General features: G+C 61.6%; 20 protein-coding genes. 12 read left to right on the top strand and 8 right to left on the bottom strand.

Features of this window, described 5'->3' with window-relative positions; genetic code table 11:
* Positions 1 to 6 precede the first annotated feature (6 nt).
* The 3 genes from B5M06_RS04005 to B5M06_RS03990 all read left to right on the top strand — a co-directional run bounded on the left by B5M06_RS04005 (position 7) and on the right by B5M06_RS03990 (position 4,382).
* Positions 7 to 1,098, top strand: a complete 1,092-nt coding sequence (locus tag B5M06_RS04005) for an AraC family transcriptional regulator (protein WP_054065130.1) — start codon at positions 7 to 9, stop codon at positions 1,096 to 1,098.
* Positions 1,095 to 2,504 (top strand): ATP-dependent RNA helicase DbpA, encoded by a 1,410-nt coding sequence (gene dbpA, locus B5M06_RS04000; RefSeq protein ID WP_054065131.1) that lies wholly within the window; start codon positions 1,095 to 1,097, stop codon positions 2,502 to 2,504. Before B5M06_RS04005 ends, dbpA begins: the two co-directional genes overlap by 4 nt.
* A 900-nt stretch (positions 2,505 to 3,404) precedes the next feature.
* Positions 3,405 to 4,382 carry a cation diffusion facilitator family transporter gene (locus tag B5M06_RS03990; protein ID WP_054065132.1) on the top strand — a complete coding sequence of 326 codons (978 nt, stop codon included), beginning with the start codon at positions 3,405 to 3,407 and terminating at the stop codon, positions 4,380 to 4,382.
* Between the two features lie 9 nt (positions 4,383 to 4,391).
* Here B5M06_RS03990 and B5M06_RS03985 read toward each other — a convergent pair whose 3' ends face one another.
* Complete coding sequence (locus B5M06_RS03985; protein WP_054065133.1) at positions 4,392 to 4,844, bottom strand: bacteriohemerythrin; 453 nt, start codon at positions 4,842 to 4,844, stop codon at positions 4,392 to 4,394.
* Between the two features lie 245 nt (positions 4,845 to 5,089).
* Here B5M06_RS03985 and glmU point away from each other — a divergent pair, with 245 nt between their 5' ends.
* Positions 5,090 to 6,526, top strand: coding sequence for a bifunctional UDP-N-acetylglucosamine diphosphorylase/glucosamine-1-phosphate N-acetyltransferase GlmU (gene glmU / locus B5M06_RS03980; protein ID WP_174870319.1), 1,437 nt, complete (start codon positions 5,090 to 5,092; stop codon positions 6,524 to 6,526).
* Positions 6,527 to 6,543: 17 nt separating this feature from the next.
* Positions 6,544 to 7,332, top strand: a complete 789-nt coding sequence (locus B5M06_RS03975) for a sensor histidine kinase (RefSeq protein ID WP_054065135.1) — start codon at positions 6,544 to 6,546, stop codon at positions 7,330 to 7,332.
* 9 nt (positions 7,333 to 7,341) lie between these two features.
* On the opposite strand, the gene B5M06_RS03970 is transcribed toward B5M06_RS03975, so the two are convergent.
* Positions 7,342 to 7,863, bottom strand: a complete 522-nt coding sequence (locus B5M06_RS03970) for an Lrp/AsnC family transcriptional regulator (RefSeq protein WP_054065136.1) — start codon at positions 7,861 to 7,863, stop codon at positions 7,342 to 7,344.
* 132 nt (positions 7,864 to 7,995) lie between these two features.
* Here B5M06_RS03970 and glmS point away from each other — a divergent pair, with 132 nt between their 5' ends.
* The 4 genes from glmS to B5M06_RS03950 all read left to right on the top strand — a co-directional run bounded on the left by glmS (position 7,996) and on the right by B5M06_RS03950 (position 14,199).
* Positions 7,996 to 9,894 carry a glutamine--fructose-6-phosphate transaminase (isomerizing) gene (gene glmS / locus B5M06_RS03965; RefSeq protein ID WP_054065137.1) on the top strand — a complete coding sequence of 633 codons (1,899 nt, stop codon included), beginning with the start codon at positions 7,996 to 7,998 and terminating at the stop codon, positions 9,892 to 9,894.
* Between the two features lie 324 nt (positions 9,895 to 10,218).
* Positions 10,219 to 10,974: an ankyrin repeat domain-containing protein gene (locus tag B5M06_RS03960; protein WP_054065138.1), complete on the top strand. Its 756-nt coding sequence runs from the start codon at positions 10,219 to 10,221 to the stop codon at positions 10,972 to 10,974.
* Between the two features lie 122 nt (positions 10,975 to 11,096).
* A complete protein-coding gene (locus tag B5M06_RS03955) occupies positions 11,097 to 11,675 on the top strand; it encodes a hypothetical protein (RefSeq protein WP_054065139.1) in 579 nt (192 codons plus the stop codon).
* Between the two features lie 49 nt (positions 11,676 to 11,724).
* Positions 11,725 to 14,199 (top strand): heavy metal translocating P-type ATPase, encoded by a 2,475-nt coding sequence (locus B5M06_RS03950; protein WP_054065140.1) that lies wholly within the window; start codon positions 11,725 to 11,727, stop codon positions 14,197 to 14,199.
* Positions 14,200 to 14,277: 78 nt separating this feature from the next.
* On the opposite strand, the gene B5M06_RS03945 is transcribed toward B5M06_RS03950, so the two are convergent.
* Together B5M06_RS03945 and B5M06_RS03940 are read right to left on the bottom strand one after the other, a co-directional pair.
* Positions 14,278 to 14,982 (bottom strand): riboflavin synthase, encoded by a 705-nt coding sequence (locus tag B5M06_RS03945; protein WP_054065203.1) that lies wholly within the window; start codon positions 14,980 to 14,982, stop codon positions 14,278 to 14,280.
* 54 nt (positions 14,983 to 15,036) lie between these two features.
* Positions 15,037 to 15,447, bottom strand: coding sequence for a diacylglycerol kinase (locus B5M06_RS03940; RefSeq protein WP_054065204.1), 411 nt, complete (start codon positions 15,445 to 15,447; stop codon positions 15,037 to 15,039).
* A gap of 252 nt (positions 15,448 to 15,699) precedes the next feature.
* On the opposite strand from B5M06_RS03940, the gene B5M06_RS03935 reads away from it, so the two are divergent.
* Together B5M06_RS03935 and B5M06_RS03930 are read left to right on the top strand one after the other, a co-directional pair.
* The gene (locus B5M06_RS03935) at positions 15,700 to 16,365 is read left to right on the top strand and encodes a DUF2760 domain-containing protein (protein ID WP_054065205.1); all 666 of its coding nucleotides are present in this window, start codon (positions 15,700 to 15,702) and stop codon (positions 16,363 to 16,365) included.
* Positions 16,366 to 16,368: 3 nt separating this feature from the next.
* Entirely contained in the window at positions 16,369 to 18,321 is a 1,953-nt protein-coding gene (locus tag B5M06_RS03930) for an Hsp70 family protein (RefSeq protein ID WP_054065141.1), read from the top strand.
* A gap of 94 nt (positions 18,322 to 18,415) precedes the next feature.
* Here B5M06_RS03930 and B5M06_RS03925 read toward each other — a convergent pair whose 3' ends face one another.
* The 3 genes from B5M06_RS03925 to hglS form a co-directional block, all read right to left on the bottom strand.
* On the bottom strand, positions 18,416 to 19,669 hold the full coding sequence (locus tag B5M06_RS03925; RefSeq protein WP_240183992.1) for an aminotransferase-like domain-containing protein: 1,254 nt from the start codon (positions 19,667 to 19,669) through the stop codon (positions 18,416 to 18,418).
* 67 nt (positions 19,670 to 19,736) lie between these two features.
* The gene (locus tag B5M06_RS03920; protein WP_054065142.1) at positions 19,737 to 21,176 is read right to left on the bottom strand and encodes an FAD-binding oxidoreductase; all 1,440 of its coding nucleotides are present in this window, start codon (positions 21,174 to 21,176) and stop codon (positions 19,737 to 19,739) included.
* Complete coding sequence (gene hglS / locus B5M06_RS03915) at positions 21,173 to 22,564, bottom strand: 2-oxoadipate dioxygenase/decarboxylase HglS (protein ID WP_054065143.1); 1,392 nt, start codon at positions 22,562 to 22,564, stop codon at positions 21,173 to 21,175. The genes B5M06_RS03920 and hglS overlap by 4 nt, the downstream gene beginning before the upstream one ends.
* Positions 22,565 to 22,748: 184 nt before the next feature.
* Here hglS and B5M06_RS03910 point away from each other — a divergent pair, with 184 nt between their 5' ends.
* Positions 22,749 to 23,669, top strand: a complete 921-nt coding sequence (locus B5M06_RS03910; protein ID WP_054065207.1) for a LysR family transcriptional regulator — start codon at positions 22,749 to 22,751, stop codon at positions 23,667 to 23,669.
* A gap of 74 nt (positions 23,670 to 23,743) precedes the next feature.
* On the opposite strand, the gene B5M06_RS03905 is transcribed toward B5M06_RS03910, so the two are convergent.
* Positions 23,744 to 24,712 (bottom strand): Bug family tripartite tricarboxylate transporter substrate binding protein, encoded by a 969-nt coding sequence (locus B5M06_RS03905; RefSeq protein ID WP_054065144.1) that lies wholly within the window; start codon positions 24,710 to 24,712, stop codon positions 23,744 to 23,746.
* Positions 24,713 to 24,718: the final 6 nt, after the last annotated feature.

Here is a 24,718-nt window from a genome sequence, read left to right as displayed (position 1 = left end):
TGCCATATGTCTACGCCCCAGCTGGTTCTGTCTGCCGCTGCAAGCCACCCCGCACATACACCCATGGCATTTGTGCAAGCCGTGGTGCAGGCCTATGCACAGCGCGGATTGGCGGCAGAGCCTGCCTTGCAGGTGGCACAAATTGCGCCAGCCCAGCTTCAAGACCCTCAGGCACGTATCACCGCCTTGCAGATGGAGCTGCTGTGCGACCATGCCATGCGCGAGCTGGACGATGAAGGCCTGGGCTGGTTCAGCCGCCGTCTGCCCTGGGGCAGCTACGGCATGCTGGCACGTGCCAGCATCAGCAGCCCGTCTCTCGGGCTGGCCATGGCGCGCTGGTGTCGCCACCATGGGCTGCTGACGGAAGACATCACCCTATCTCTGCAGGTGGATGGGCCACTGGCCACCATCCGTCTGCAGCACCAGCGCGATCTGGGCGAGCTGCAGGAGTTCTGCATGGTCTCTGTGCTGCGCAATCTGCATGGCTTTGCGAGTTGGTTGATCGACACACGCATCCCTTTGCTGCAGGCCAGCTTCCCGTTTCTTGTCCCTGCGCACCGCGAGGTGTACGACTTGCTGTTTGATGCCCCAGTGCGCTTTGAGGCAGCCACCGCCACGCTGGAGCTGGACGCGCACTGGCTGCAGCTACCCGTGCTGCGGGATGAAGCCGCACTCAACACCATGCTGCAGCGTGCGCTGCCCATACAGGTCAAGCCCTACCGGCCGGCCCAGCCGCTGGTGCAGCGTGTGCGCCAGGCGCTGGCGGCCCACCCGCAGTGCGCGCACACGGCGGCCAGTCTGGCGCAGCTGCTGCACATTGCGCCGCGCAGCCTGCACCGGCAGCTGCAGCAGCAGGGCAGCAGTCTGCAGCAGCTCAAGGACGATGTGCGCCGCCACCGCGCCCTGCATCTGCTGCAGCGCACAGACATGCCCCTCAAGCGCGTGGCGCTGGCCTGCGGCTTTCGCAATGAAAAAAGCTTTATCCGTGCCTTTAGTCAGTGGCAGGGCGAGGCACCAGGCCAGTGGCGTGAGCAGCAGCGCCGGGATAGCCGAGCAGCTACAAGGCTGAACGCTGCCCCGGATAATGCGCAGCTATGACTACCTCTTCCAGCGCCACAGGCGCAGCCGCTGATACGGCGTTTTCCTCGCTCACGCTCCACCCTGCGACCCTGAACAACCTCCAGGCGCTGGGCTACGAGCAGATGACGCCCATTCAGGTTGCCAGCCTGCCTCTGACGCTGGCAGGCAAAGACCTGATTGCCCAGGCCAGCACCGGCAGCGGCAAGACGGCGGCCTTTGGCCTGCCCCTGCTGGAGCGCCTGAACCAGCGCTGGTTTGCCGTGCAGGGTCTGGTGTTGTGCCCCACACGTGAACTGGCGGACCAGGTGGCTACCGAAATTCGCCGTCTGGCCCGTGCGCAGGAGAACATCAAGGTGGTGACGGTGTACGGTGGTGTGCCCACGCGCAACCAGATTGCCAGCCTGGAAAACGGGGCACACATCGTGGTCGGTACCCCCGGCCGCGTGATGGACCTGATGGACCGTGGCGCGCTCGATATCTCCAACATCCAGACCCTGGTGCTGGACGAAGCCGATCGCATGCTGGACATGGGCTTTTACGCTGACATTGCCACCGTGATCGAGCGTTGCCCCGCCCAGCGCCAGACCCTGCTGTTCTCGGCCACCTACCCGGATGACATTGCTGCCCTGGCCCAGCGTTTCATGCGCGAGCCCGAGATGGTCAAGGTCGCAGCCCAGCACAGCACGGCCAAGATTGCACAGCGCTGGTACGAAGTGCCTGCCAAGCAAAAGCTCGACGTGGTCGCCCAGATGCTGGCGCACTTTCGTCCGACCTCCACCATTGCCTTTTGCAATACCAAGCAGCAATGCCGTGAGGTGGTCGCTGCCTTGCAGGCGCAAGGCATCAGCGCGCTGGCGCTGTTTGGCGAGCTGGAACAGCGCGAACGCGACGAAGTGCTGGTGCAGTTTGCCAACGGCAGCTGTTCCGTACTGGTCGCCACCGACGTCGCCGCGCGCGGTCTGGATATTGCCAATCTGGCCTGCGTCATCAATGTGGATGTGACGCCTGACTCGGAAGTGCACATCCACCGCATTGGCCGCACCGGCCGAGGTGATGCTGAAGGCCTGGCGCTGAACCTGGTTGCCATGGACGAAATGCCCCATGTTGCCAAGATCGAGCAGTTGCAGGAGCGCCCCTCCGAATGGTTTGAGGTGAGCGAACTGACACCTGCCCCCGGCGGTGCACTGCTGCCCCCCATGATGACCATCCAGATCATTGGCGGCCGCAAGGAAAAAATCCGTGCTGGTGACGTGATGGGCGCCATGTGCGCCGACTTTGGCTATGCCAAGGACCAGATTGGCAAGATCAGCGTGAATGACTTTTCCACCTATGTGGCGGTGGATCGCCGCATTGCAGCGCAGGCCTGCGCCAAGCTCAATAACGGGCGGGTGAAAGGCAAGAGTGTGCGGGCCCGGGTGCTGTAACTAACTTTCAAAAGTGATGAGCCAAAATGGCTGCTAGCGCTTGTGGGACGGGCGTTAGCAGCTATTTTTTTGTGCTTTGTATTTGCTCCTCGCCCCTTTGGGGAGAGGTTGGGAGAGGGGCTTTTCTTTTTCTGATTTGTGCGGTGTGCTTGTAGTGAGGGAGGAAGTCGGGTCTCGGCCCGACAGCCGACTTACTTTCCTTTGTCTCGCCAAAGGAAAGTAAGCAAAGCAAAGGCGACCCTGCTACCTGCGTCCCTGCGCTGCGCTTCGGGCAACCTGCGATGCTCGTCTGTGGGGTGCGCCGCAAAACTCGCTGCACTCCTTCGTCGTTCCGCTCAAACAGCTGCGGCGAGTCAGTTGACGAAGCGTGTGCGTCTTGCAGCGCACACGCCACCCCACAGGCTGCGCGCCTCGGCGCAGGTAGAAGGGAATGGGGGCGCACCAGTCGCAAGACTTCTGAATGACATATGGCTTAAACGCAGATGTAGCAAGCGCTGTAAGCTATTTTCTTGGAAGCGTTTTTCACTTCTTTGCCCCCTCTCCCGCTTGCGGGAGTGGGCTGGGGTGAGGGAGGAATTGCTCTCCTTCCCCCGTTGGGGGAAGGGGGGATGGGGTCATTGTGCTTTTGTGTGGGCGCTGTGTTTGTGGTGAGGCAGGGAGTCGGCCCTCAGTCCGGCCATCGACCTGCTTCCCTTGGCTTGCCCAAAGAAAAGCAGGTCCAAAAAATAAAGATAAAAAAGACCTTTAAGCCTTATTCAGCAAGCGCTGATAGCTCCTGTTTTTATATGGCTGAAACACAGCCGAGACAACCGCCATGCCCCATGCCAAGACACTGCGGCATGAATGCGCTACAAACGCTCCATCTGCTTTGTATGACTGCCGCCATCCGGCAGAACGCTTATGTCTCATGCTTCGATTTCTGCTGACCGTGATGCTGCCCACTGGCTGACGCCGCGCAACCTGCTGCGGGTGTCGGTGGTGGTGGCGGTTATCACCATCGTGCTCAAGATGCTGGCGTGGTGGCTGACGGGGTCGGTGGGCTTGCTGTCGGATGCGCTGGAGTCGTTTGTGAATCTGGCGGGCTCCATGTTCGCGCTGGCCATGGTCACGATTGCGCAGCGGCCTGCAGATGAAGACCATCCTTACGGGCACTACAAGGCCGAGTATTTTTCGGCAGGCTTTGAGGGGTTGCTGGTCATGGGCGCCAGCGTGGCCATTGTCTGGTTCAGTGTGGACCGGCTGCTGCACCCGCAGCCGCTCGAGCAGCTGGACTGGGGCATGGGGCTGTCTTTGCTGAGTACGGTGCTCAATGGGGCGCTGGCCTGGGTGATGTTCCGTAGTGCGCGCACCTATCGCTCACTGGCGCTCGAGGGGGATGCCAAGCACCTGATGACGGACGTCTACACCTCGGTCGGGGTGGTGGTAGGTTTGCTGCTGGCCGAGCTCACTGGCTGGGTGTGGGTGGACGCGGTCGTGGGTCTGCTGGTGGGCCTGAACATCATGTGGCATGGCTGGCAGCTGGTGTGGCGCTCGTCGCAGGGCTTGATGGACGTGGCCATGGAGCCGCAGCAGCTACAGGTCATGGAAGCGGTGCTGGCACAGCAGGTGCTGGCAGCCAAGTCAGAGACCGGAGCCGGCATCAGTTTTGACGGTATGCACACCCGTCAGGCGGGGGAGCGCTGCTTTGTGGATCTGCACCTGCATGTGCCGGGTGAGTGGAGCCTGTTTCAGGCTGCGCACTGGCGCGAGCAGGCAGAGGCGGCGTTGATGGCGGCCGTCCCCGGTCTGCAGGCGCGTATTGAGCTGCTGCCTGAAGGGGCAAATACCTTGTACGAAAAGCATGCAGATGAAGGAATGCCGCCAGCTGGCGCCATGTAGCAGCGGCGTTCAGCCCTCATTGCTGGCAGGCAGAGCGCTGCTGTCCTCAGGGGGCTTGCTGCCCAGGATGTTCTGGAAGAAGGGAACGTAGGCACGGTCTTCTTCCAGAATGTGGTGCAGCAGCCAGTTCTTCAAAAACTCCATGGCTTCTACAGCCACCTCTTCGCCAGCTTCAAAGCGCAGCAGCCAGTTCATGGCCTGGGCGGTGAACTGGGCATGTTCGGCCATGTGCTCCTGCATCTGGGGATAGCCGTGGCGCTGGAACAGGACTTCCTCTTCGATGAAGTGGTTGTGGGTGTAATCCACCAGTCCTTCGAGCACCTGGCCGATCACTGCACGGTTGGGGATGGGGTTGCCCACCTCGTCGTGCAGGGTGTTGATCAGGCCCACCAGTGTCTGGTGCTGCGCATCAATGTACGGAATTCCCAGCATGAGCGCGCTGGACCACGGCATAAAGGGCATGGTGATTTCCTCCAGAGGGATAGCTGGTATGCATGTTGTCTCGGCGATGCAAGGGTAATGGGGCATCCGTGCGTGTAAGCAGGTCTCCTCAGAGGCTCTGATGCACATCAATGCTTAGGAGGCGTGGGTGTCGTGCCTGCCCCACGGCTCGCTCAGGTATGTGCGCTGCACGCGGTGGCGGGCAGAGCGCGAGATAATCCCTGCCCATGACGCCAGCCCGGCGGGACAACTCTTATAGATTGCTTATGTCTCAGAACGCACTTCCTCTCGATATCGTCATCATGGCTGCCGGTAAGGGCACACGCATGAAAAGCAAGACCCCCAAGGTGTTGCAAAAGCTGGCTGGGCGTGCGCTGCTGCAGCATGTGCTGGATACGGCTGCACAGCTGCAGGCACGCTCTGCGGTAGTGATTACCGGCCATGGTGCACAGGAGGTGGAAGCGGCGGTTGCGCAGGGGCGCAGTGCAGATGTGCTGGATCTGAAGTTTGTGCGCCAGGAGCCCCAGCTGGGTACAGGCCATGCCGTGCAGCAGGCCGTGCCTGTGCTGGCAGATGACGGCATGGTGGTGGTGCTCTCTGGTGATGTGCCGCTGACGCAGGCGGCCATCTTGCAGGATCTGGTGACGGCCGCCGCTGGCACACGCATGGCATTGCTGACCGTGACGCTGGACAACCCCATGGGCTATGGCCGTATCGTGCGCAATGCCCAGGGCACGGTGCAGCGCATCGTGGAGCAAAAAGATGCTAGCCCGGAAGAACGCGCCATCAACGAGATCTACAGCGGCATCATGGCTGTGCCTGCCAAGCAGCTGGCACAGTGGCTCTCTAAACTCAACAACAATAATGCCCAGGGCGAGTACTACCTGACCGACATCGTCGCCATGGCGGTGGCCGATGGCGTGGAGGTGGTAGCCCACCGCATCAGCGATGAAGTGCAGGTGGCAGGTGTGAACAGCCCCCTGCAGCTGGCAGAGCTGGAGCGTGCCCACCAGCTGCGTCAGGCGCGCAGGCTCATGGAGCAGGGCGTGCGTCTGGCGGATCCCGCACGTTTTGACCTGCGTGACGATGTGCGCGGCAACCCTGCTGAACTGGTCTGTGCCCAGGACGTAGAAATTGATGTGGGCTGCATCTTTACAGGCCGTGTAGAAATTGGTGAAGGGGCACGCATCGGTGCCTACTGCCACATCAGCAATGCAACGATTGCCGCAGGTGCGGTGATTCACCCCTTTACCCATATTGACGGTGAAAAGCTGGGCGCCAGTGTGGGCGAAGGTGCGCTGATTGGCCCGTTCGCCCGCCTGCGCCCCGGTGCACAGCTGGGTAAGGAAGTGCACATTGGCAACTTTGTGGAAGTGAAAAACTCCACCCTGGCCGATGGTGCCAAGGCCAACCATCTGGCCTATCTGGGCGATGCCACTGTGGGCGAGCGTGTGAACTATGGTGCAGGCTCGATTACGGCCAACTATGATGGTGCCAACAAGCACCGGACGGTGATCGAAGCGGATGTACATGTGGGCAGCAATTGTGTACTGGTGGCACCCGTGACGCTGGGTGCTGGAGGCACGATTGGTGGTGGTTCGACCATCACCAAAAATACGGAAGCCGGAGCCCTGACTGTGGCTCGCGGCAAGCAGGTGTCCATTGCGAACTGGAAGCGTCCCGTCAAACAAGCCAAGTCTTAAGGCAGAAAGGCCTGCACATGCCAAACGACCACATCCTTCAGCCTGCAACACTGCAAGAAGCGCAGGCCATGCTGGTGCAGCAGCAACAGGAACTGGAACGGCTGCACCGTGCCCATGAAGCCTGGATGCGGGTAGTGGCCCATGATCTGCGCGCACCGCTGCGGCATGTCACATCGTTTGCACCGCTGCTGCGCGAAGCGGTCGAAGACCTGGCGGCCGAGGCTCCACAGGCGGCAGAGGCGGTTGCCGATGCGCGTGAGTTCGTCACCATGATGGACCAGTCGGCCCGCCGGATGTTTGCCATGCTCGAGGGCATGACTCAGGTCTCGCGTGCCATGCGTGCAGTCCTGCATCTGGAGGTGGTGGACTGGGGTGTGCTGCTGGCCCAGGTGCTGCAGCCCGTGCAGCAGCAACACCCGCGTGTGCAGTGGTCAGTGGCGCTGCAGTCAGCACTCATCATGGCCGATGTGCACTGGCTAAAAATGGCCATGCAGGCCGTGCTGGACAACGCCGTGAAGTTTTCTTCCAAGGCGACGGTGCCCATGGTCAGCGTACACATTCAGGCGCTGGAGCCGGGTTGGTGGCGTCTGCAGGTCAAGGACAACGGCGCGGGTTTTGACATGGAGCGTGCCCAGTCACTGGGTGAGCTGTTTCAGCGCATGCACCGTGAACAAGAGTTTGAGGGCGTGGGCTGCGGGCTGGCGCTGGTCGATGTGATCACGCAGCGCCATGGCGCAAGCTGGCAGGTGCAGGCCCAGCCGCAGGGCGGCTGCACGGTATCGCTGGACTGGCCTGTTCCTGTTTAAACCGCATGCTTAGCGCTGCGAATCACCTGCTGCCAGTGGTGGCAGATGCGGGCTGAACTTGGCACGCCTGGTGGCAAAAAAGCTTTTGACATTGCGCACATTGCGGTGCGCAGTAAACAGGCGTTGTGACAGAGCCAGATAGGCGGGCATGTCGCGGCAGGCAATCACGAGCATGAAGTCCGGCCCCGGCGATACGCGCCAGCATTGCTGCACGCCGTCTTCGGCCACGGCCAGGGCTTCAAAGGCATCGAGCGCCTCAGCATTCTGGCGTTCCAGCGAGACTTCTACCAGCGCCTGCAGGCCATGCCCTACCAGCGGGGCCAGTACCTCGGGACGCACGATGGCGACCTGGCGCTCAATCAAGCCCAGGCTGTGTAGTCTGCGCACGCGGCGCAGGCAGGTGGGTGGGGAGATATGCAGCTGCTGCGCCAGGTGCAGATTGCTTTGTCCGGCATCACGCTGCAGCAGGTCCAGCAGCTGCAGGTCGGTGAGGTCCAGACTGCTTTCGCTGATGTTTGTTTCTTTATTCATTAAATATTGAAATTAAATTTCAACGATGGTTTTTTGTGAAATTAAATTTCTCTGACAAGAAAAAATAGATCATAAGTTTTATGGCGATGCTTTTAGCATCAGCACAGTTTCAACCTTTTCGGAGTTCTGTCTATGTGTGGCATCGTCGGCGCAGTGTCTACGCGCAACATCGTTCCCCTGCTGGTGCAGGGTCTGCAGCGACTGGAATACCGCGGCTATGACTCCTGTGGCGTGGCCGTGCATCGCATGGTGGCAGGCAGCCCCATCAGCCAGGGCCTGCAGCGTGCACGCAGCACGGCTCGTGTGGCCGAGCTGCTGGAACAGGTCACGACCGAAGACCTGCAGGGCCTGACCGGTATTGCCCACACCCGCTGGGCCACCCATGGCGAGCCTGCCGTGCGCAATGCCCACCCCCACTTCAGCTATGGCCCCGGCGAGACCATTGACAGCGGCAAGCCAGCCCGTGTGGCGCTGGTGCACAACGGCATCATTGAAAACTACGAAGCCCTGCGTACGCAGCTCGAAGCCAAGGGCTATATCTTTGCCAGCCAGACCGACACGGAGGTGATTTGCCACCTGGTAGACAGCCTCTATAACGGCGATCTGTTTGAAGCCGTCAAGGCAGCGCGCGCCCAGCTGCATGGTGCCTACGCCATTGCTGTGATGCACAAGGATGAACCGCACCGCGTGGTCGGTGGCCGTGCAGGCTCTCCTCTGGTGCTGGGCATCGGCAGTGACAACAGCGAATTCTTCCTGGCCTCGGACGCCATGGCCGTGGCCGGCGTCACCGACCAGATCGTGTATCTGGAAGAGGGTGATCTGGTGGATCTGCAGCCCGGCCGCTACTGGATTGCAGGCAGCGACGGCCATGCCGTGCTGCCCGAGCAGCGCCCCGTCAAGACCGTGCATGCACACAGCGGTGCCGTGGAGCTTGGCCCCTACCGCCACTACATGCAAAAGGAAATCTTTGAGCAGCCCCGAGCTATTGGGGACACGCTGGAAGGCGTGGTCAATGTGGCTCCTGAGCTGTTTGATGGCGCAGATGGTACCGCTGCCTGGCGCGTGTTCAAGGACATCGACAGTGTTCTGATCCTGGCTTGCGGCACCAGCTACTACAGCGGCTGCACTGCCAAGTACTGGCTGGAGGCGATTGCAGGTATCCCCTGCAATGTGGAAGTGGCCAGCGAATACCGCTACCGCACCAGTGTGCCCAATCCCAAGACGCTGGTGGTCACCATCAGTCAGTCCGGCGAGACAGCCGACACATTGGCAGCCCTGCGCCATGCCCAGAGCCTGGGCATGAACAACACCCTGACCATCTGCAACGTAGCCACCAGTGCCATGGTGCGCGAGTGCAAGCTGAGCTACATCACCCGCGCAGGCATGGAAATTGGTGTGGCCTCGACCAAGGCCTTCACCACGCAGCTGGCGGGCCTGTTCCTGCTGACGCTGGCCTTGGCGCAGTCCAAGGGCAAGCTGACTGAAGCGCAGGAGCAGGAATACCTGACTGCCATGCGCCACCTGCCGGTGGCCCTGCAGTCCGTGCTGGCGCTGGAGCCTCAGGTGGTGAGCTGGGCCGAGAACTTTGCCAAGCACCAGAACGCCTTGTTCCTGGGTCGTGGCATGCACTACCCCATTGCCATGGAAGGTGCGCTCAAGCTCAAGGAGATCACCTACATCCACGCCGAGGCCTACCCTGCTGGTGAGCTCAAGCACGGTCCGCTGGCGCTGGTGGACAGCAGCATGCCTGTGGTCACGGTGGCACCTAATGACGAACTGCTGGAAAAGCTCAAGAGCAATATGCAGGAAGTGCGTGCGCGCGGTGGTGTGCTCTATGTGCTGGCCGATACCAAGACCAATATCGAAAACGCCGAAGGCCTGCACGTGATCCGCATGCCCGAAAATTACGGTGCGCTCAGCCCCATCCTGCACGTAGTGCCGCTGCAGCTGCTGGCCTATCACACGGCAGTTGCAAGAGGTACCGACGTAGATAAACCACGTAACTTGGCCAAGAGCGTGACGGTGGAATAACCGTAGCGCCAAGGTGCGTGGTTTGCAGCGAGGCGAAGCCGAGCTACAACCATTTCTTGTTCGCCAAGAGCGTGACGGTGGGGTGTCGTCACGCTCGTTGGGTGCACTCAGCGCATCCCAGAGTACCTGCTTTCATATGCAGCGTTTTTTAGCGCCAGAACTCCTCAGCGTGTCGAGTAGGACAGTGCCGTGAAAACGCGCTCATCGCGCAGTTCTTGTTTCAAACCGCTAGCAAATTCCATGGGACGGCCAACAATGCAGCAATCACCTGCCCATTGCCTTGCTCGTCAAGCGGGGCGGGATTTCTCGTCCCCAGGAGCTGTTATGCAAAAAACATGGAAAAGTGCCGCCTTGGCGGCTGCGCTGATGTTCTCAATGTCGGCCTTCGCTGGTGACAAAGTGCTGAACAAAGACAACCCGGACGGTTACCAGCAATTCAAGATGGACTACGCCGACATGGTGGAAGTCGCCAACCCGAATGTGCTGGCATGGCGCATGTTCTATGTCAAACCATCCACAGGCCCGGATGCAAAGTGGTTTGATGCCGTCAAGCGTGGTGATCTGGAACTGGTCAAACAAATGGTCAAGGAAGGCCAGAACATTGAGGCCAAGGACGAGGATTCACTGGGCCAGACTGCACTGGGCTGGGCCGCTTTTATTGGCTATGAAGACATGGTGGACTATCTGCTGGAACAGAACGCCGACCTGTTTGCCACCGACCGTGGTGATGTCAGCAATGCGCTGAAGTCGGCAGGCCTGGGTGCGAATGTGGATATCTTCAAGAAGCTGCACCAGCGCCTCAAGGACAAGGTCGATCTGAACGACCAGAAAAACGATCGCCAGGGCGAGACCATTCTGATCGTGGCCTCCAGCAATGGCCGGGACGATATCGTGGAATACCTGCTGGAAAACGGTGCCAACCCTAATCTGGTGACCACCATCAAAGACAGCAAGGATGCCGCCTATGACCAGGATGCGCTGACCTTTGCCTGCCAGCGTGGTCATGCAGGCGTGATCAAGCTGCTGCTCAAGCACGGTGCGGTGAATCACCGCACTGGCAAGGCTGCCTGCGACTATTGAGCCGCGCGGTTGATTGCTGCGCTGGGCCTGCAGGGCCAAGGTGCAAGACCCTAGTCCTGCCTTCTGCAGCGTTTGTACGAAGCGGGTAGAGTGGCGCCCTTGTTCTGAGTTGCTTTGTCGCCATGTCCCGCTCCAAAAATACTGCCCCCGTTGCTGATAGCTTTGATGCATTCCTGAGCCCTACCGATGTGGAGCAGGTCTATATCGTGCTGTCGCTGGCGCGGCAGTCGTATGGCAATGATGTGGCGCAGGGTGTGCAAGCCATGCTGGCGCAGCCCACGGAATTCGCGCGCAAGGCCGTAGCGCACCAGGATGCGATTGCCAAGCGCCACTACGGCATTGCAACCCTGTTTGGCGTGATTGTGCTGGCCATGGTCTATGTGATGTACCAGGCCTTCACCACGCCCGATGTGGGCCTGCTGGGTGTTGTTCTGCCGGGCGCTATGGCGGCCTTTGCGCTGTGGCGCATGGAACGCTCGGTCTACCGTGGCCGTCAGGGCAATCTGCTGTTGCTGCGCCTGCTGGATGCGCTCGATGGTCAGCCCTACAGCTATGACGCGGCCAAGTTCGATAAATTCATAGCTGCTCACGCTGAACTGGCAAGCGCTAGAGGTCAATTTCCTGCTTCATCGGAAATGGCGCTCAAGCATATTGCAGCCCTGAAGTGGGCCGAGCTGCAGGCACGCGGTCAACAGGGCTGAGCAGCCCCATCGCCTGTCAAGCCACAGGGGAAACGCTTACAGTGGCGCTATGGCTACTGCAACCCCTTCTTCCTCCCTTCAAGTAGATCTGCCCGTACAGGGTATGAGCTGTGCCTCTTGCGTGGGGCGTGTGGAGCGTGTGCTCAAAAAACTGCCCGGTGTACAGGACGCCAGCGTCAATCTGGCCACCGAGCAGGCGCGCATCCACTTTGCTGGCGTAGCGGATGTGCCCGCCGCCATCGCCGCCATTGAAAAAGCAGGCTACAGTGTGCCGCAGCACAGCCTGGAGCTGCAGGTGCAGGAGATGACCTGTGCCTCCTGTGTGGGGCGTGTGGAGCGCATCCTTCGAAAGCAACCCGGTGTGCTGAACGCCACCGTGAATCTGGCAACAGAGCGCGCCACGGTGCAGGTGGTGGATGGAGTGGATGTAGCGCGTCTGCTCGCGGCAGTGAGCAAGGCTGGCTATCCGGCACAGCTGCTGCAGGCCGATGCGCCAGCCGCCACAGGCAGCACCGCCCAGCGCCATGCCGAAGAAAGCCAGCATCTCCAGCGCGAACTGTGGATCGCTGCCGCGCTGGCATTACCGGTGTTTGTGATGGAAATGGGCGGCCATCTGTGGCCTGCCTTCCACCACTGGGTGCATGCCGCCATCGGTCAGCACAGCAGCTGGCTGCTGCAGTGCGTGCTGACCACGCTGGTGCTCATCGGCCCCGGCCGCCGTTTTTATGCCAAAGGCATTCCCGCCCTGCTGCGTGGTGGGCCGGACATGAACTCGCTGGTCGCGGTGGGCACGCTCGCGGCCTATGGCTATTCGCTGGTTGCGACCTTTGCGCCGCAGTGGCTGCCTGCAGGCAGCACGCATGTGTATTACGAATCGGCCGCTGTCATCGTGGTGCTGATTCTGCTGGGCCGCTTCATGGAAGCGCGCGCCAAGGGCAACACCTCGCAGGCGATTCAGCAGCTGGTGCAGCTGCAGGCCAAGACCGCGCGTGTGCGGCGGGGCGGGCAGGTGATGGAACTCGACATCGCCCAGGTCGTGGCGGGTGATGTGCTGGAAGTGCGCCCCGGCGAGCGCATTCCTGTCGATGGCGTGGTGCTGGAAGGCCGCAGCTTTGTCGATGAATCCATGCTCAGCGGTGAGCCGGTGCCCGTGGAAAAAACCGACGGCGCGCCGCTGATGGGCGGTACGGTGAACCAGCAGGGGGCGCTGGTCATGCAGGCCACCAAGGTGGGGGCGGACACGCTGCTGGCGGGCATCATCCGCATGGTGGAGCAGGCGCAGGGCGCCAAGCTGCCGATCCAGGCGCTGGTGGACAAAGTGACGATGTGGTTTGTGCCTGCCGTCATGGCCGTGGCGCTGCTGACCTTTGTCGGCTGGATGGTCTGGGGGCCAGCGCCTGCGCTGTCCCTGGCGCTGGTTAACGCCGTGGCCGTGCTCATCATTGCCTGCCCATGTGCAATGGGACTGGCTACGCCGACTTCCATCATGGTCGGCACAGGCCGTGCCGCACAGCTCGGTGTGCTGCTGCGCAAGGGCGAGGCGCTGCAGCTGCTCAAGGATGCCAAGGTGGTGGCCGTGGACAAGACCGGCACGCTCACCAAGGGTAAGCCGGAGCTGACCGATGTGCTGCTCGCCCCCGGTTTGGACCGCACCACGGTGCTCGCACAGATTGCGGCCGTGGAAGCCAAATCTGAACACCCGATTGCGCGGGCCATCGTTGAAGGAGCGCAGGCCCAAGGGCTGGCGTTGCCTGCGGTGGACAGTTTCGAGTCGCTCACAGGCCGTGGCGTGCGGGCACAGGTCGCGGGTGTGCGTGTGGACATTGGCGCAGACCGCTGGATGGCAGAACTGGGCTGCGATGTGGCCCTGTTTGCCGCAGAGGCCGAACGGCTGGGCCGCGAAGGCAAGACGCCGCTGTATGCCGCCATCGACGGGCAGCTGGCCGCGATGATTGCTGTGGCGGATCCCATCAAGCCCAGCACGCCCGCTGCCATTGCCGCGCTGCACCAGCTGGGCCTGAAGGTGGCCATGATCACGGGCGACAACCGCCACACGGCGCAGGCGATTGCGCAGCAGCTGGGCATTGACGAGGTCGTGGCTGAAGTGCTGCCCGGCGGCAAGGTCGATGCAGTGCAGCGCCTGCAAGCGCAGTACGGCACGCTGGCCTATGTGGGCGATGGCATCAACGACGCACCCGCGCTGGCGCAGGCCGATGTGGGCGTGGCCATTGGCACGGGCACGGACATTGCCATCGAATCTGCCGATGTGGTGCTCATGTCCGGTGACCTGCAGGGCGTGCCCAGAGCGATGGCGCTGTCTCAGGCCACCATGGCCAATATCCGCCAGAACCTGTTCTGGGCCTTTGCCTACAACGTGGCGCTGATTCCGGTGGCCGCTGGCGTGCTCTATCCGTTTAACGGCACGCTGCTCTCACCCATGTTTGCGGCGGGGGCCATGGCCATGTCCAGCGTGTTTGTGCTGAGCAACGCACTGCGCCTGCGGCGCTTCATGCCTTCAATTTGATAGCTGCTTGCGCACAAAATAAAAGGACTTCAGATAGTTTTCTATCTGAAGTCCTTGTTTTATAAGCGCTGCAAGCTCTTATTTGGGGAGCTTGGGCACGTTGATAAAGTCTTCCAGACTCAGCCCCTTTTCTTGCAGCAGGGCTTCGAGCACCGGCTTGAGCTGGCCCAGGCTGGCCTCGACAGTTTCGCGCACGGTATCGACCACTACCTGCGTGCTGCGCTCGATCTCAATGTTCACCAGATCGCCCACCTGCTTGCGGCCAAATACCGTCATGCGCAGGGTCTCAGGAATCAGCCAGACCTCGAACCAGCCGGCCTTGCGGTCCACTTCCGCCACCGTCAGGCTGGCGCCATTGATGGCGATATAGCCCTTGGCAAACACATAGGGGCGGAAGGGTTCGGGAATGCCAAAGCGGATCTTGTGGTTGGTGTCCGTCTTCAGCACTTCCAGCACGGGCGCGGTGAAGTCCACATGGCCGGACAGCGGGTGGCCGCCGATCTCCGCCCCATCCTTGGCGGCACGCTCCACGTTCAGCACATCGCCCACCTGGTACTGGCCCAGCGTGGTGATGTTCAGGCTTTGCAGCATCACATCAAACGTGGCGCGTGTGGGCGAGAGGATTTCGGTCACCGTCAGGCACACGCCGTCGTGCGAGACGCTGGCGCCAATGGCCAGGTCCTGGCAAAAGCCCTCGGGAAATTCCATGGTGAAAGTGCGCAGACCGTCCTGGTCGCGCAGCGCGGCAATCGTTGCCACGGCTTGGATGATGCCGGTGAACACGGGTGAAACCTCAAAAATCAGACAAGCAGGCGCCAAGTGTAGACGGCGCAGCGCTTAGCCAAGCACTTCAGATATCCAGTTCTGGTAGATGGCTGCTGCCCAGATGCCGCCACACAGCAGCAGGCTCAGCAGCACGGCGGCACTGCCCAGGTCTTTGGCGAGTTTGGATAGGGCATGCCACTCGGGGCCGATGCGGTCAATCGCGGCTTCAATCCCAGTATTGAGCAGCTCCACCACCATGACGGCGACGACGGCGGCGGCCAGCACGGCTGTTTCCAGCCAGGTGCGGCCCAGCCAGCAGCTGGCAGGCAGCATGAGCAGCGCCAGCATCACCTCCAGCCGAAAGGCGGCGGACTCACGCCAGCCTGCGCACAGGCCTTCCAGGGAGTAGCGCCCTGCATGCCACAGGCGTGACAGGCCACGGCGCTGTTTCTGGGCATTCGGGGCTTCGGGGTGGACAGACATGGCGTGGGTAATCAGAGCAAGAGCAAGGCCGCAAGCATAGCGTGCAGCGAATGCGATGGCGTACATAGCGCAGCGGCGATACCTTGCAAATCACGCAGGACTTGGTGCTTTGGGTAACATCGCCCCTCTTGCGCGCGCGTGCATGGGCTGTTCAGGCCTTCGTGTGGAACAGGCAGGCACAGGCCTTCTGCTACCCGGGAATACGTGCGCTTGCCGCTGCCTGCTGCTGGCAGCGCTTCATGAAACATGTCTATGACATCCCAAACACCACCCTCATTCTTTAGCCGCATCGCCATTGCGATCGGTAGTTTTTTTGCCATCCTGGGCAATGGCCGTCTGGCGGCTGACATCACCCGCCTGCGCGCAGGCGAAGCCCTGGCGGCTGATGTGGCGCCCAAGGAAGTGCGTGTCGAAGTGCCGGTTGAGAAGATCGTCGAAGTCCGCGTGGAAGTACCCGTGGAAAAAATCGTCGAGAAAACCGTGGAAAAGCGCGTAGAGATTCCGGTCGAAAAGATCGTGGAAAAAACCGTGGAAGTGCCCACGCAGACGGCTGCCCTGCAGCTGCTGGGCCTGATGCAGCGCGAAGCACGCTTTGTGGACTTCATCCAGGAAGACGTAGCCCCCTACACCGATGCCGAAATCGGCGCTGCTGCACGTGTGGTGCACGAAGGCTGCCGCAAGGTGCTGCGCGAGCATTTCGCCATCGCGCCCGTGCGCACAGAAGCCGAAGGCACGCGCATTACGCTGCAGGCAGGCTTTGACGCTGCTGCCGTGCGCCTGACAGGCAATGTGGTGGGGCAGGCGCCCTTTACCGGCACGCTGGGCCATCGCGGCTGGCAGGTCACTGAAGTGAAGCTGCCCCAGCTCACTGACAGCCGGGCCGCCAAGGTCATTGCCCAGGCAGAAGTGGAGCTGTAAGCCATGAGCGTGTTTGCATCCATTGCACAGTCGGGCCAGAAAGCCGCGTTTGCTAAAAATTCTGTAGCTGCCAGCACCGTATCTACGGGCGCTGAAGGCCAAAATGGCGCGAAATTCAGCATTGGTATTGACCTGGGTACCACCCACTGCGCCCTGTCCTTTGTGGACAAGGCCGCCAGCGACGGTGAAAAGGTCGTGCAGCAGGTGCTGGAGATTCCCCAGCTCACCGCGCCTGCCAGCGTACAGGCTTTGCCGCTGCTGCCATCGTTTCTGTACCTGCCGCACGAGAGCGAGCTGACCGAGGCTGAACGCACGCTGCCCGGCCAGGTGCAGCAGGACTTTATCGTGGGTGAATTCGCGCGCAGCCGTGGTGCGGCCACGCCCATTCGCCTGGTCAGCAGCGCCAAGAGCTGGCTGTGCCACCCCGGCGTGGACCGCCGCAGCCCCTTGCTGCCAGCCGATGCGCCCGCGGAAGTCAGTCGCATCTCGCCGCTGACCGCGTCGATTCGCTATCTGGAGCACCTGCGCTGGGCCTGGGAACAGGCCCATCCGGAAGCGCCGTTTGACCAGCAGGACATCACCGTCACCATTCCCGCATCGTTTGACCCTGCTGCACGCGAGCTGACGGCCGAGGCCTGCCGCGCGGCGGGCTTCAAGCAGTTGACACTGCTGGAAGAGCCCCAGGCAGCGCTGTACAGCTGGATTCAGGCCAGCAACGGCGCATGGCGCAAGCAGGTCAAGCATGGCGACATCATCCTGGTGGTGGACGTGGGCGGTGGTACGACCGACCTCTCGCTGATCGCCGTGCTGGAGTGCGATGGCAACCTCGAGCTGCAGCGCATTGCCGTGGGCGAGCACATTCTGCTCGGCGGCGACAACATGGACCTGGCGCTGGCCTATGGCGTGGCGCGCAAGCTGGCGCAAGAAGGCAAACAGCTGGACGCCTGGCAGACCCGCGCGCTGGCACATGGCTGCCGCGCGGCCAAGGAACAGTTGCTGGCTGACGCCAGCCTGCAGTCCGTGCCCGTGGTCGTGCCCAGCCGTGGCAGCAAGCTGATTGGTGGCAGCATCCGCACCGAAGTCACGCGCGACGAAGTGCTGGCCATGCTGGTCGAAGGCTTCTTCCCCAAGGTGGCCGTCAGCGACAAGCCCCAGACCCGCGCCCGCGCAGGTCTGACGCAGCTGGGCCTGCCCTATGCGCAGGACGCCGCCGTCACACGCCATCTGGCGGCCTTCCTGAGCCGCCAGGTCAACGCGCTGGACAACATTCCCGGTCTGGAAGGCAATCAGGAGCCTGGTTCCACCTTCCTGCACCCTACGGCCATTCTGTTCAACGGCGGTGTGCTCAAGGCCACGCAGATTGAGCAGCGCATTCTGGACGTCATCAACGGCTGGCTCGATGAAGAGGCTTGCGAGCCTGCACGTTTGCTCGACGGTGCGAATCTGGACCTGGCCGTGGCCCGTGGTGCGGCCTACTTTGGCTACATCAACGGCTCGGGCCGTGGCATGCGTATCCGTGGCGGTACGGCGCAGTCGTACTACATTGGCGTGGAATCGAACATGCCAGCCATCCCCGGCATGGAGCCACCGATTTCCGCGCTGTGTCTGGCACCGTTTGGCATGGAAGAAGGCACCGAAGCGGCCGTGCCTGACCTGCAACTGGGTCTGGTCGTGGGCGAGCCTGTGCGTTTGCGCTTCTTTGGCTCGTCCGTGCGCCGCAGCGACACCGTGGGCACCATGCTGGACTTCTGGGGGCCGGAAGAACTCGTGGAACTGCAGGAGATTGAAGCCAATCTGCCCGCCGAAGGCCGCCAGCCCGGTGAAGTCGTGCCTGTGACCCTGCAGGCACGCGTGACCGACATTGGCACGCTGGAACTGAACGCCGTGCCCGTGGGCGGCACAGAGCGCTGGAAGGTGGAGTTTGACGTGCGCGCAGAAACCGCAGACGCCGCATAAGCCGCATAAGCCGCAACCGCACACTGCCCACATGCAGCAAAGCCCACAGGCCCTTGGTCCGTGGGCTTTTTTGTTGCCTTCAGCAATCGGGCTTTCAGGATTGCATGGCGCTTTCGCAGGCGCGCGCCAGGCGCTGAACGGCTTCCTCGATGTCTGGCACTTCGGGGGCTGCAAACGACATGCGCAGCGTGTGCAGGTCTGGCTTGTCAGGATAGAAGGCGTGCCCCGGCACGTAGATCACGCCGTTGTCCACGGCGGCATCAAACAGCCGCTGTGCATCCAGTGCTGGGTCCAGCTGCGCCCAGACAAACATGCCGCCTGCCGGGACGGTGCAGCGAATGGGCTGGCCGGGCAGTTGCAGCAGCCCTTCTGTCAGTGCCTGCATGCGGCGCTGGTATTCGCGGCGGGCACGTTCCACGGTGGCGGCATAGCGGCCACCCGCCAGATAGGCGGCGGCAATCGCCTGGGCCAGCGCAGAGGTGCACAGATCGCTGGTCTGCTTGGCAATGCTGCAGCGGCGCAGCATGCTGGCATCTGCCAGCATCCAGCCTATACGCAGCGCAGGCGCGATGGTTTTGGACAGGCTGCTGAGGTAGATCACGGGATTGCGCGCACTGCTGCCTGCCAGCATCTTTTGGGCCACGGCATGCAGTGATGGAGGCATGGCCAGCGGCAGACCATCGGCTGCATCAAAACGCAGCTCGCCATAGGGATCATCTTCCACAATCCAGAAACCGTATTGCAGCGCCAGCTGTACCAGCTGCGTGCGTCTGCTGGCCGTCAGCAGGCTGCCACGTGGGTTGGAGAAGTTGGGCACGGTGTACAGCAGCTTGGGGCGCTGGCTGGCTGGCAGTGCGGACAGCAATTGCGCCAGCGCCTCGGTGTCCAGACCGTGGGCATCCATGGGGATGGACAGCATCTGAGCCTGTGCCAGCCGCAGCGCCTGCAAGGTGGCTGGATAGGCGGGTACTTCCACCAGCACGCTGTCACCAGGCGAGATCAGTACGCGCACCAGCAGGTCAAAGCCTTGCTGTGAGCCGGTGGTCACCAGAATGTCTTCGGCACGCGCCTGCATGCCACGTTCCTCGGCCTGCTGGGCCAGCGCTGAGCGCAGGCTGGGCAGCCCTTCGGTGGCACCGTACTGCAAATGTGTACTGCCTTGCTGCATGGTCTGCTGGGCAGCCATGGCCAGCCCCTGTGCATCCAGCAGGCTGGCAGAAGGGTAGCCGCCAGCCAGCGAAATCATGCCCGGACGGCTCAGGTAAGGAAACAGTTCACGAATGGGCGAGCCCTGAGGCTCTGCAAACATGGGGGTGAAGTCAGCCAGTGGCATAGGTGTCATGGGCATACAAAGACTGGGGCAGAAAACAGCGGCCATGCACCATGGCAGGCCGTGTGGTGAAGCTGGGTGCTGCTCAGTGCACGGTGGCGTTCAGGCCAAAGTCCACCGTGCCGCACAGCTGCTCAGGGTCCATCAGCTGGCGTACCCCCTGTGCCAGCTGGCGCACGGGTGCCGGTGTGTACTGCTGGTAGTAGGCAAGGTTGTGCGGACCAATGCCATGCTCTGCGCTGTAGCTGCCTGCAAAGTCCTGCACCACCATGGCGTAGATGCGATCGCGCAGGGCTTGTACCTGTGCTGGGTCATAGGCAAGGGCGGCATCGTTGCGCCAGATGACGTTGAAGTGCACGCCACCATCGGCAATATGGCCAAAGTCCACCACGTGCAGGAACGGAAAGTCCTGATCTACCACCGCACGCGCTGCACGGCAGAACGCCATGATGCGTGAGCGAGGCACGCTCACATCAAAGGCAATAGGCTTGCCCAGTGCGCGTGCACCTTCGGTGATGCTGTGGCGCAGATGCCAGAGTTCTGCCGCATTGCCAATGACGGCGTTGCAGATGGTGTGCTCAAACTGGTCCTGCAGAAACTGGTTCAGCGCCTCCTGCAGGTCGAGCCCGGTGTAGGTCTTGCTGCTCTGGGCTTCCAGCTCGATCAGGATGGCAAAGTCTGGTGCAGGCTCTGGCGCAAACGGGTTGCGCAGATGGGGAACGTGCTCAATCGCTGCCTGCATGGCATTGCCGCTCAGGCCTTCAAAGGCGCTGAGGTAGTCGCCCAGGTCCTGCTCCAGCGCCTGCAGCAGCTGCAGTACGGCTTCGTCCGAGGTAGGTACCACCAGCGCCGTCGCACTTTGCTGAGGCTTGCGCTGGACTTCCAGCGTAACCTGGGTGATCACTGCACCGGCGCCTGAGGTGCCGATGAACAGCTGCTTGAGGTCTGGCCCCGTGTTGTCCTTGCGCAGTGCACGACCTAGCTGCAGTACTTGTGCCTGTGGGTGCAGCAGCACGGCCTGCAGGCCCAGTACGTTGTGGCGCACATCGCCATAGCGGATCAGGCGCGTTCCGCCGGTGTTGGCGGCCACCATGCCACCAATGGATGGATTGGCCCCCAGATCCACGGGAAACCACAGACCCAGTGGTTCCAGCTTTTCGTTAAGTTCCTGCAGCGTCATGCCCGCATCGACGGTCACACTGCGGTTGGCAGCATCAATGTCGCAGCGCTGGCGCAGACGGCTGGTAGAGAGCACCACCTGTGTAGCGCTGCCATCCGGGGTGCTGGCGCCGACCAGCCCCGTGTTGGCCCCCTGTGGAACCAGTGGAATATGGTGAGCCGCGCACCAGCGCACGACTTCCTGTACTTCCTCTGTGGTGGCGGGGCGCACTACACACAGGGCCTTACCCTGACCGTAGCGTGCGCCGTGCTCGTAGCTGACGGTGTCATCCCCCATCAGCAAGCCATGGCGGCCCACGATAGGCAGCAAAGCCTGTTCAATGGCCTGTGGTGTCCAGGTGCTCATGCGTTCACCGCCAGTCCCAGTGCTTCGCAGACCTTGTGCAGCGAACGCTGCTGTGCGGCTTCATACAGGGCAATTTCATCGTGCACGCTGCCGCCCAGTGCTGCTTCAAAGGCTTGCTGTGCGGCATTCGCCTGGTAGTGCTTCTGCTCGTCGCCACCGAGGTTGGACTGGAAGATGCCAGCCGCACTCACGGGCAGAAAGTCTTCATAGGTAATGGGCTCTGCCTGTACTACGCCCTGAGCAATCAAGGTTTCCAGATCTGCGCCGGCATGGTTGTTGGAGGCAGGGCCGCTGATGCTGTAGCGGTAGAAAGCCAGGCCTAGCTGGCGCAACGTAGTGTGGTCATCCGGGAACTGGGCAAATGCGGCCTGCAGGCGCTCCGTGTAGTCGCTGGCGGCGCTGCCCGCGTTGTCCATGCTGCGCACCTGTGCCAGCAGTGTGTCGTACAGGGCGCGGCCCTTGCGTGTCAGTGCTACGCCGCGCTGCTCAATTTCGCCAAAGCGTGCTGTGTGGGCGCCCAGTGCATCGCCTTGCGTATCGGTAAAGCGGATGCTTTCCTTGAGCGCCTTGAAACTGGTCTGGCGCAGCAGAATGGGGCAGTTGCGGCGCGGAGGGCCTTCCACCACATCCTTGGCATCCATGCCGCGTGCGGGCATGCCTGCCTGTGCAGCGTCAATGTCCAGCGTGCGTGGTGTCAGGTGGTTGATGTGCGGGCCTTTGAAGCACACCACGTCGGCAATCAGGCGGTGCGCCTGCTGCAGGGCCGTGTAGGTGGCTGCGTCCACCGTGGCTTCGCTGTGCCAGCGGAAGGTTTCCAGCGCTTCCTGCACAAAACTGTCTGCATCTGCATCGTTCAGACCGCCATCGCGCTCGGCCTGTGCAATCAGCTCCAGCAAGCGTGGCGTGAAGATATTGCGGCGCGCCAGAATCTCCTGTGCCTGTGCACGCAGTGCGGGGTCCTGAATCAGCTCCAGACGTAGCAGCGAGGTAAAGACACGGAACGGATTGGCTAGCAGGTCTTCATCCTTGACGGGACGAAATGCTGTGGAGTGCACCGGCACACCTGCGACGGAAAGGTCGTAGTAGCCCACAGCCTCCATGCCCATGACGGCAAACAGGCGGCGCAGTGTGGACAGTTCCTGGGCTGTACCGACTCGGATGGCGCCATGGCGCTCCACATCCAGGCGCTCAAGCTCACCAGTGCGTGAAAGCTGTGCGTGCAGTGCAGGGTCTGCCTGCAGCGCCTGTGCGTTGATGTCAGCCACCAGTTCTACCAGGGTGCCGTATTGGGGAACTTCCTTGCGGTACATGTCAGACATGGCGCGTGAGAAGCGGGTGCGAATATCGTTGCTGGAGACGAAACCGGAATGGGGCTGGGTGTGACTCATGGCTGTAAGTGCAAAACAGGGGGCAAGAAAAAAATCTGGTGCTGACAGTGCATATGCGCAGGGTTATCACCAGATATTTGCTATGCATATTGCGTGCTGGTCAGTGCTCGGTCAAACGATAATCGTGTGCTCAGGTCATACGATTTTGGAATGACCGTGGCCTGGCTCTCTTGGTTTGACACGCATGTCTTTGTCTCGACGTTTTCTGCCCCCCATGTCCTTGCTGTGCGCGTTCGAAGCTGCAGCCAGACACCAGAGCTTTACGGCCGCTGCCGCAGAGCTGCATCTCACGCAAAGTGCGGTCAGTCGCCAGATACGGGCACTGGAAGATCGTCTTGGGGCAGAGCTTTTTGTGCGCGAACGCCAGACGGTGCGGCTGACGGCAGCCGGTCAGGCCTATGCGCAGGAAATACGTGGCTCACTCATGCGCATTGCGAATGCCACGCTGAGCTTTCGGACCAACCCACAAGGTGGCCAGCTCAACCTGGCCATCTTGCCGACCTTTGGTACACGGTGGCTGGCGCCGCGCCTGCCGCAGTTCTTTTCGGAGCAACCGGGCATCACCATTAATCTCACCACGCGCTTGTCGCAGTTTGACTTTCAATTGGAAGCCGTGGATGCGGCCATCCACTTTGGTCAGCCGCACTGGCCTGGTGCAGAGCTGGCGTTTCTGATGAGTGAAACCGTGGTGCCAGCCTGCAGCGCAGCAATGTGGGCGCAGCACCAGTTTTCCCAGCCACGGGACCTGATCAAGGCACCGCTGCTACATCTTGCATCGCGCCCGGATGCGTGGCGTCGCTGGTTTGAGCACCAGGGCTGTCGTGTGGCAGAAACCCCAGGCATGCTGCTGGACCAGTTTGCGACGGCTGCGCAGGCTGCAACGGCTGGGGTCGGGATTGCCTTGCTGCCCAAGTTTCTGATTGAGCGCGAACTCGCAAACGGTGATCTGGTCCATGCCCTGCCTGGCTGCCCTGAGATGGAAAGTGCAGAGCGCTATTACCTGGCCTGGCCTAGCAGTCGCACGGACTATCCACCGCTGCAGGTCTTTCGTGACTGGCTCAAAGAAGCTGCAGCCAGCTTCATGGCGCAAGCACAGCAGGGATAGGACAGCAAGGATAGACGGGCATAAAGAAGTAGCCTTGGCAGCTTCTTTGAGGCGGGAGGCCAGCTCTGCGCGGCTTACATGCGAATCCCTGCTTTTTCAATGATCGCGGCGTTGTTGGCACTTTCCTTGCGCAGCAGGTCGGCAAACTCCTCTCTGCTTTGAAAGAGCGCGATATTGTCAGTGGACTGCAGGATGGCCTGAATGTCTGGCGTGCGGATGTGGGTCTGCACCAGTTGCTTGATCTGCTCGAGAATGGCTTCAGGCGTGCCTGCCGGAGCCATGAAGCCAAACATGGAGGTGAGATTGGCCTGTGGCACACCCAGTTCAGCCAGCGTCGGTACCTGTGGCTGATTGGGTGCACGCTGCGGGCCTGTGGTGGCAAGTACCTGCAGCTTGCCCTGCTCAATCAGTGCATTGATAGTGGGGAAAGGGTTGCCCAGCATGACTTCAAAGTGCGCGCCAGCAGCATCTGTGACCACCTGACTTACTCCCTTGTAGGGCACGTGCACCAGTTCGACACCTGTCTGCGCCTGAATCTGCTCCACCATGATGTGACCTACCGAGCCCACACCAGAGGTCGCAATCCGGATGCTGCCGGGCTTTGCTTTCGCCTGGGCAATCAGGTCATCCCAGCTCTTGCCGCTGAAGGCCGTGGTGCCCAGCACATAGACCGGTGAATACATCATGGGCGCGACGGCCACAATGTCCTTGAACGGGTCATAAGGCAGTTTCATCAGATGCGGTGACAGCGTCAGCGGGCTGATGGCGCTCAGCGCCAGCGTATAGCCATCGGCCGGGGCTTTGGCTACTTCTGCCATGCCGACCGTGCCGCCAGCACCACCTTTGTTTTCTGCCATGAAGTTCTGGCCCAGAGCCTGGCCCATCTGCTCCAGCAGCTTGCGGCCCACGCTGTCAGTCACCCCTCCTGCGGTGTAGGGGATGACGACGCGCACGGGCTTTTGTGGCCACTGCGCCTGCGCCCATGTCTGGCTGAGCCCCAGCGCCGCCATGCTGGCGAGAACAAAATCACGACGATCCATCATGCAAAC

The sequence above is a fragment of the Comamonas kerstersii genome (genome assembly GCF_002056725.1).
GTDB lineage: Bacteria > Pseudomonadota > Gammaproteobacteria > Burkholderiales > Burkholderiaceae_C > Comamonas > Comamonas kerstersii.
Note: the sequence above shows the minus strand (reverse complement) of the source record. Positions and strands in the feature narration are given on the sequence as shown.

Coding starts and splice junctions, on each gene's coding strand:
- B5M06_RS04005 (WP_054065130.1), top strand. CDS start 7: ATGTCTACGCCCCAGCTGGTTCTGTCTGCCGCTGCAAGCCACCCCGCA.
- dbpA (WP_054065131.1), top strand. CDS start 1,095: ATGACTACCTCTTCCAGCGCCACAGGCGCAGCCGCTGATACGGCGTTT.
- B5M06_RS03990 (WP_054065132.1), top strand. CDS start 3,405: ATGTCTCATGCTTCGATTTCTGCTGACCGTGATGCTGCCCACTGGCTG.
- B5M06_RS03985 (WP_054065133.1), bottom strand. CDS start 4,844: ATGCCCTTTATGCCGTGGTCCAGCGCGCTCATGCTGGGAATTCCGTAC.
- glmU (WP_174870319.1), top strand. CDS start 5,090: ATGTCTCAGAACGCACTTCCTCTCGATATCGTCATCATGGCTGCCGGT.
- B5M06_RS03975 (WP_054065135.1), top strand. CDS start 6,544: ATGCCAAACGACCACATCCTTCAGCCTGCAACACTGCAAGAAGCGCAG.
- B5M06_RS03970 (WP_054065136.1), bottom strand. CDS start 7,863: ATGAATAAAGAAACAAACATCAGCGAAAGCAGTCTGGACCTCACCGAC.
- glmS (WP_054065137.1), top strand. CDS start 7,996: ATGTGTGGCATCGTCGGCGCAGTGTCTACGCGCAACATCGTTCCCCTG.
- B5M06_RS03960 (WP_054065138.1), top strand. CDS start 10,219: ATGCAAAAAACATGGAAAAGTGCCGCCTTGGCGGCTGCGCTGATGTTC.
- B5M06_RS03955 (WP_054065139.1), top strand. CDS start 11,097: ATGTCCCGCTCCAAAAATACTGCCCCCGTTGCTGATAGCTTTGATGCA.
- B5M06_RS03950 (WP_054065140.1), top strand. CDS start 11,725: ATGGCTACTGCAACCCCTTCTTCCTCCCTTCAAGTAGATCTGCCCGTA.
- B5M06_RS03940 (WP_054065204.1), bottom strand. CDS start 15,447: ATGTCTGTCCACCCCGAAGCCCCGAATGCCCAGAAACAGCGCCGTGGC.
- B5M06_RS03935 (WP_054065205.1), top strand. CDS start 15,700: ATGACATCCCAAACACCACCCTCATTCTTTAGCCGCATCGCCATTGCG.
- B5M06_RS03930 (WP_054065141.1), top strand. CDS start 16,369: ATGAGCGTGTTTGCATCCATTGCACAGTCGGGCCAGAAAGCCGCGTTT.
- B5M06_RS03925 (WP_240183992.1), bottom strand. CDS start 19,669: ATGCCCATGACACCTATGCCACTGGCTGACTTCACCCCCATGTTTGCA.
- B5M06_RS03920 (WP_054065142.1), bottom strand. CDS start 21,176: ATGAGCACCTGGACACCACAGGCCATTGAACAGGCTTTGCTGCCTATC.
- hglS (WP_054065143.1), bottom strand. CDS start 22,564: ATGAGTCACACCCAGCCCCATTCCGGTTTCGTCTCCAGCAACGATATT.
- B5M06_RS03910 (WP_054065207.1), top strand. CDS start 22,749: ATGTCTTTGTCTCGACGTTTTCTGCCCCCCATGTCCTTGCTGTGCGCG.
- B5M06_RS03905 (WP_054065144.1), bottom strand. CDS start 24,712: ATGATGGATCGTCGTGATTTTGTTCTCGCCAGCATGGCGGCGCTGGGG.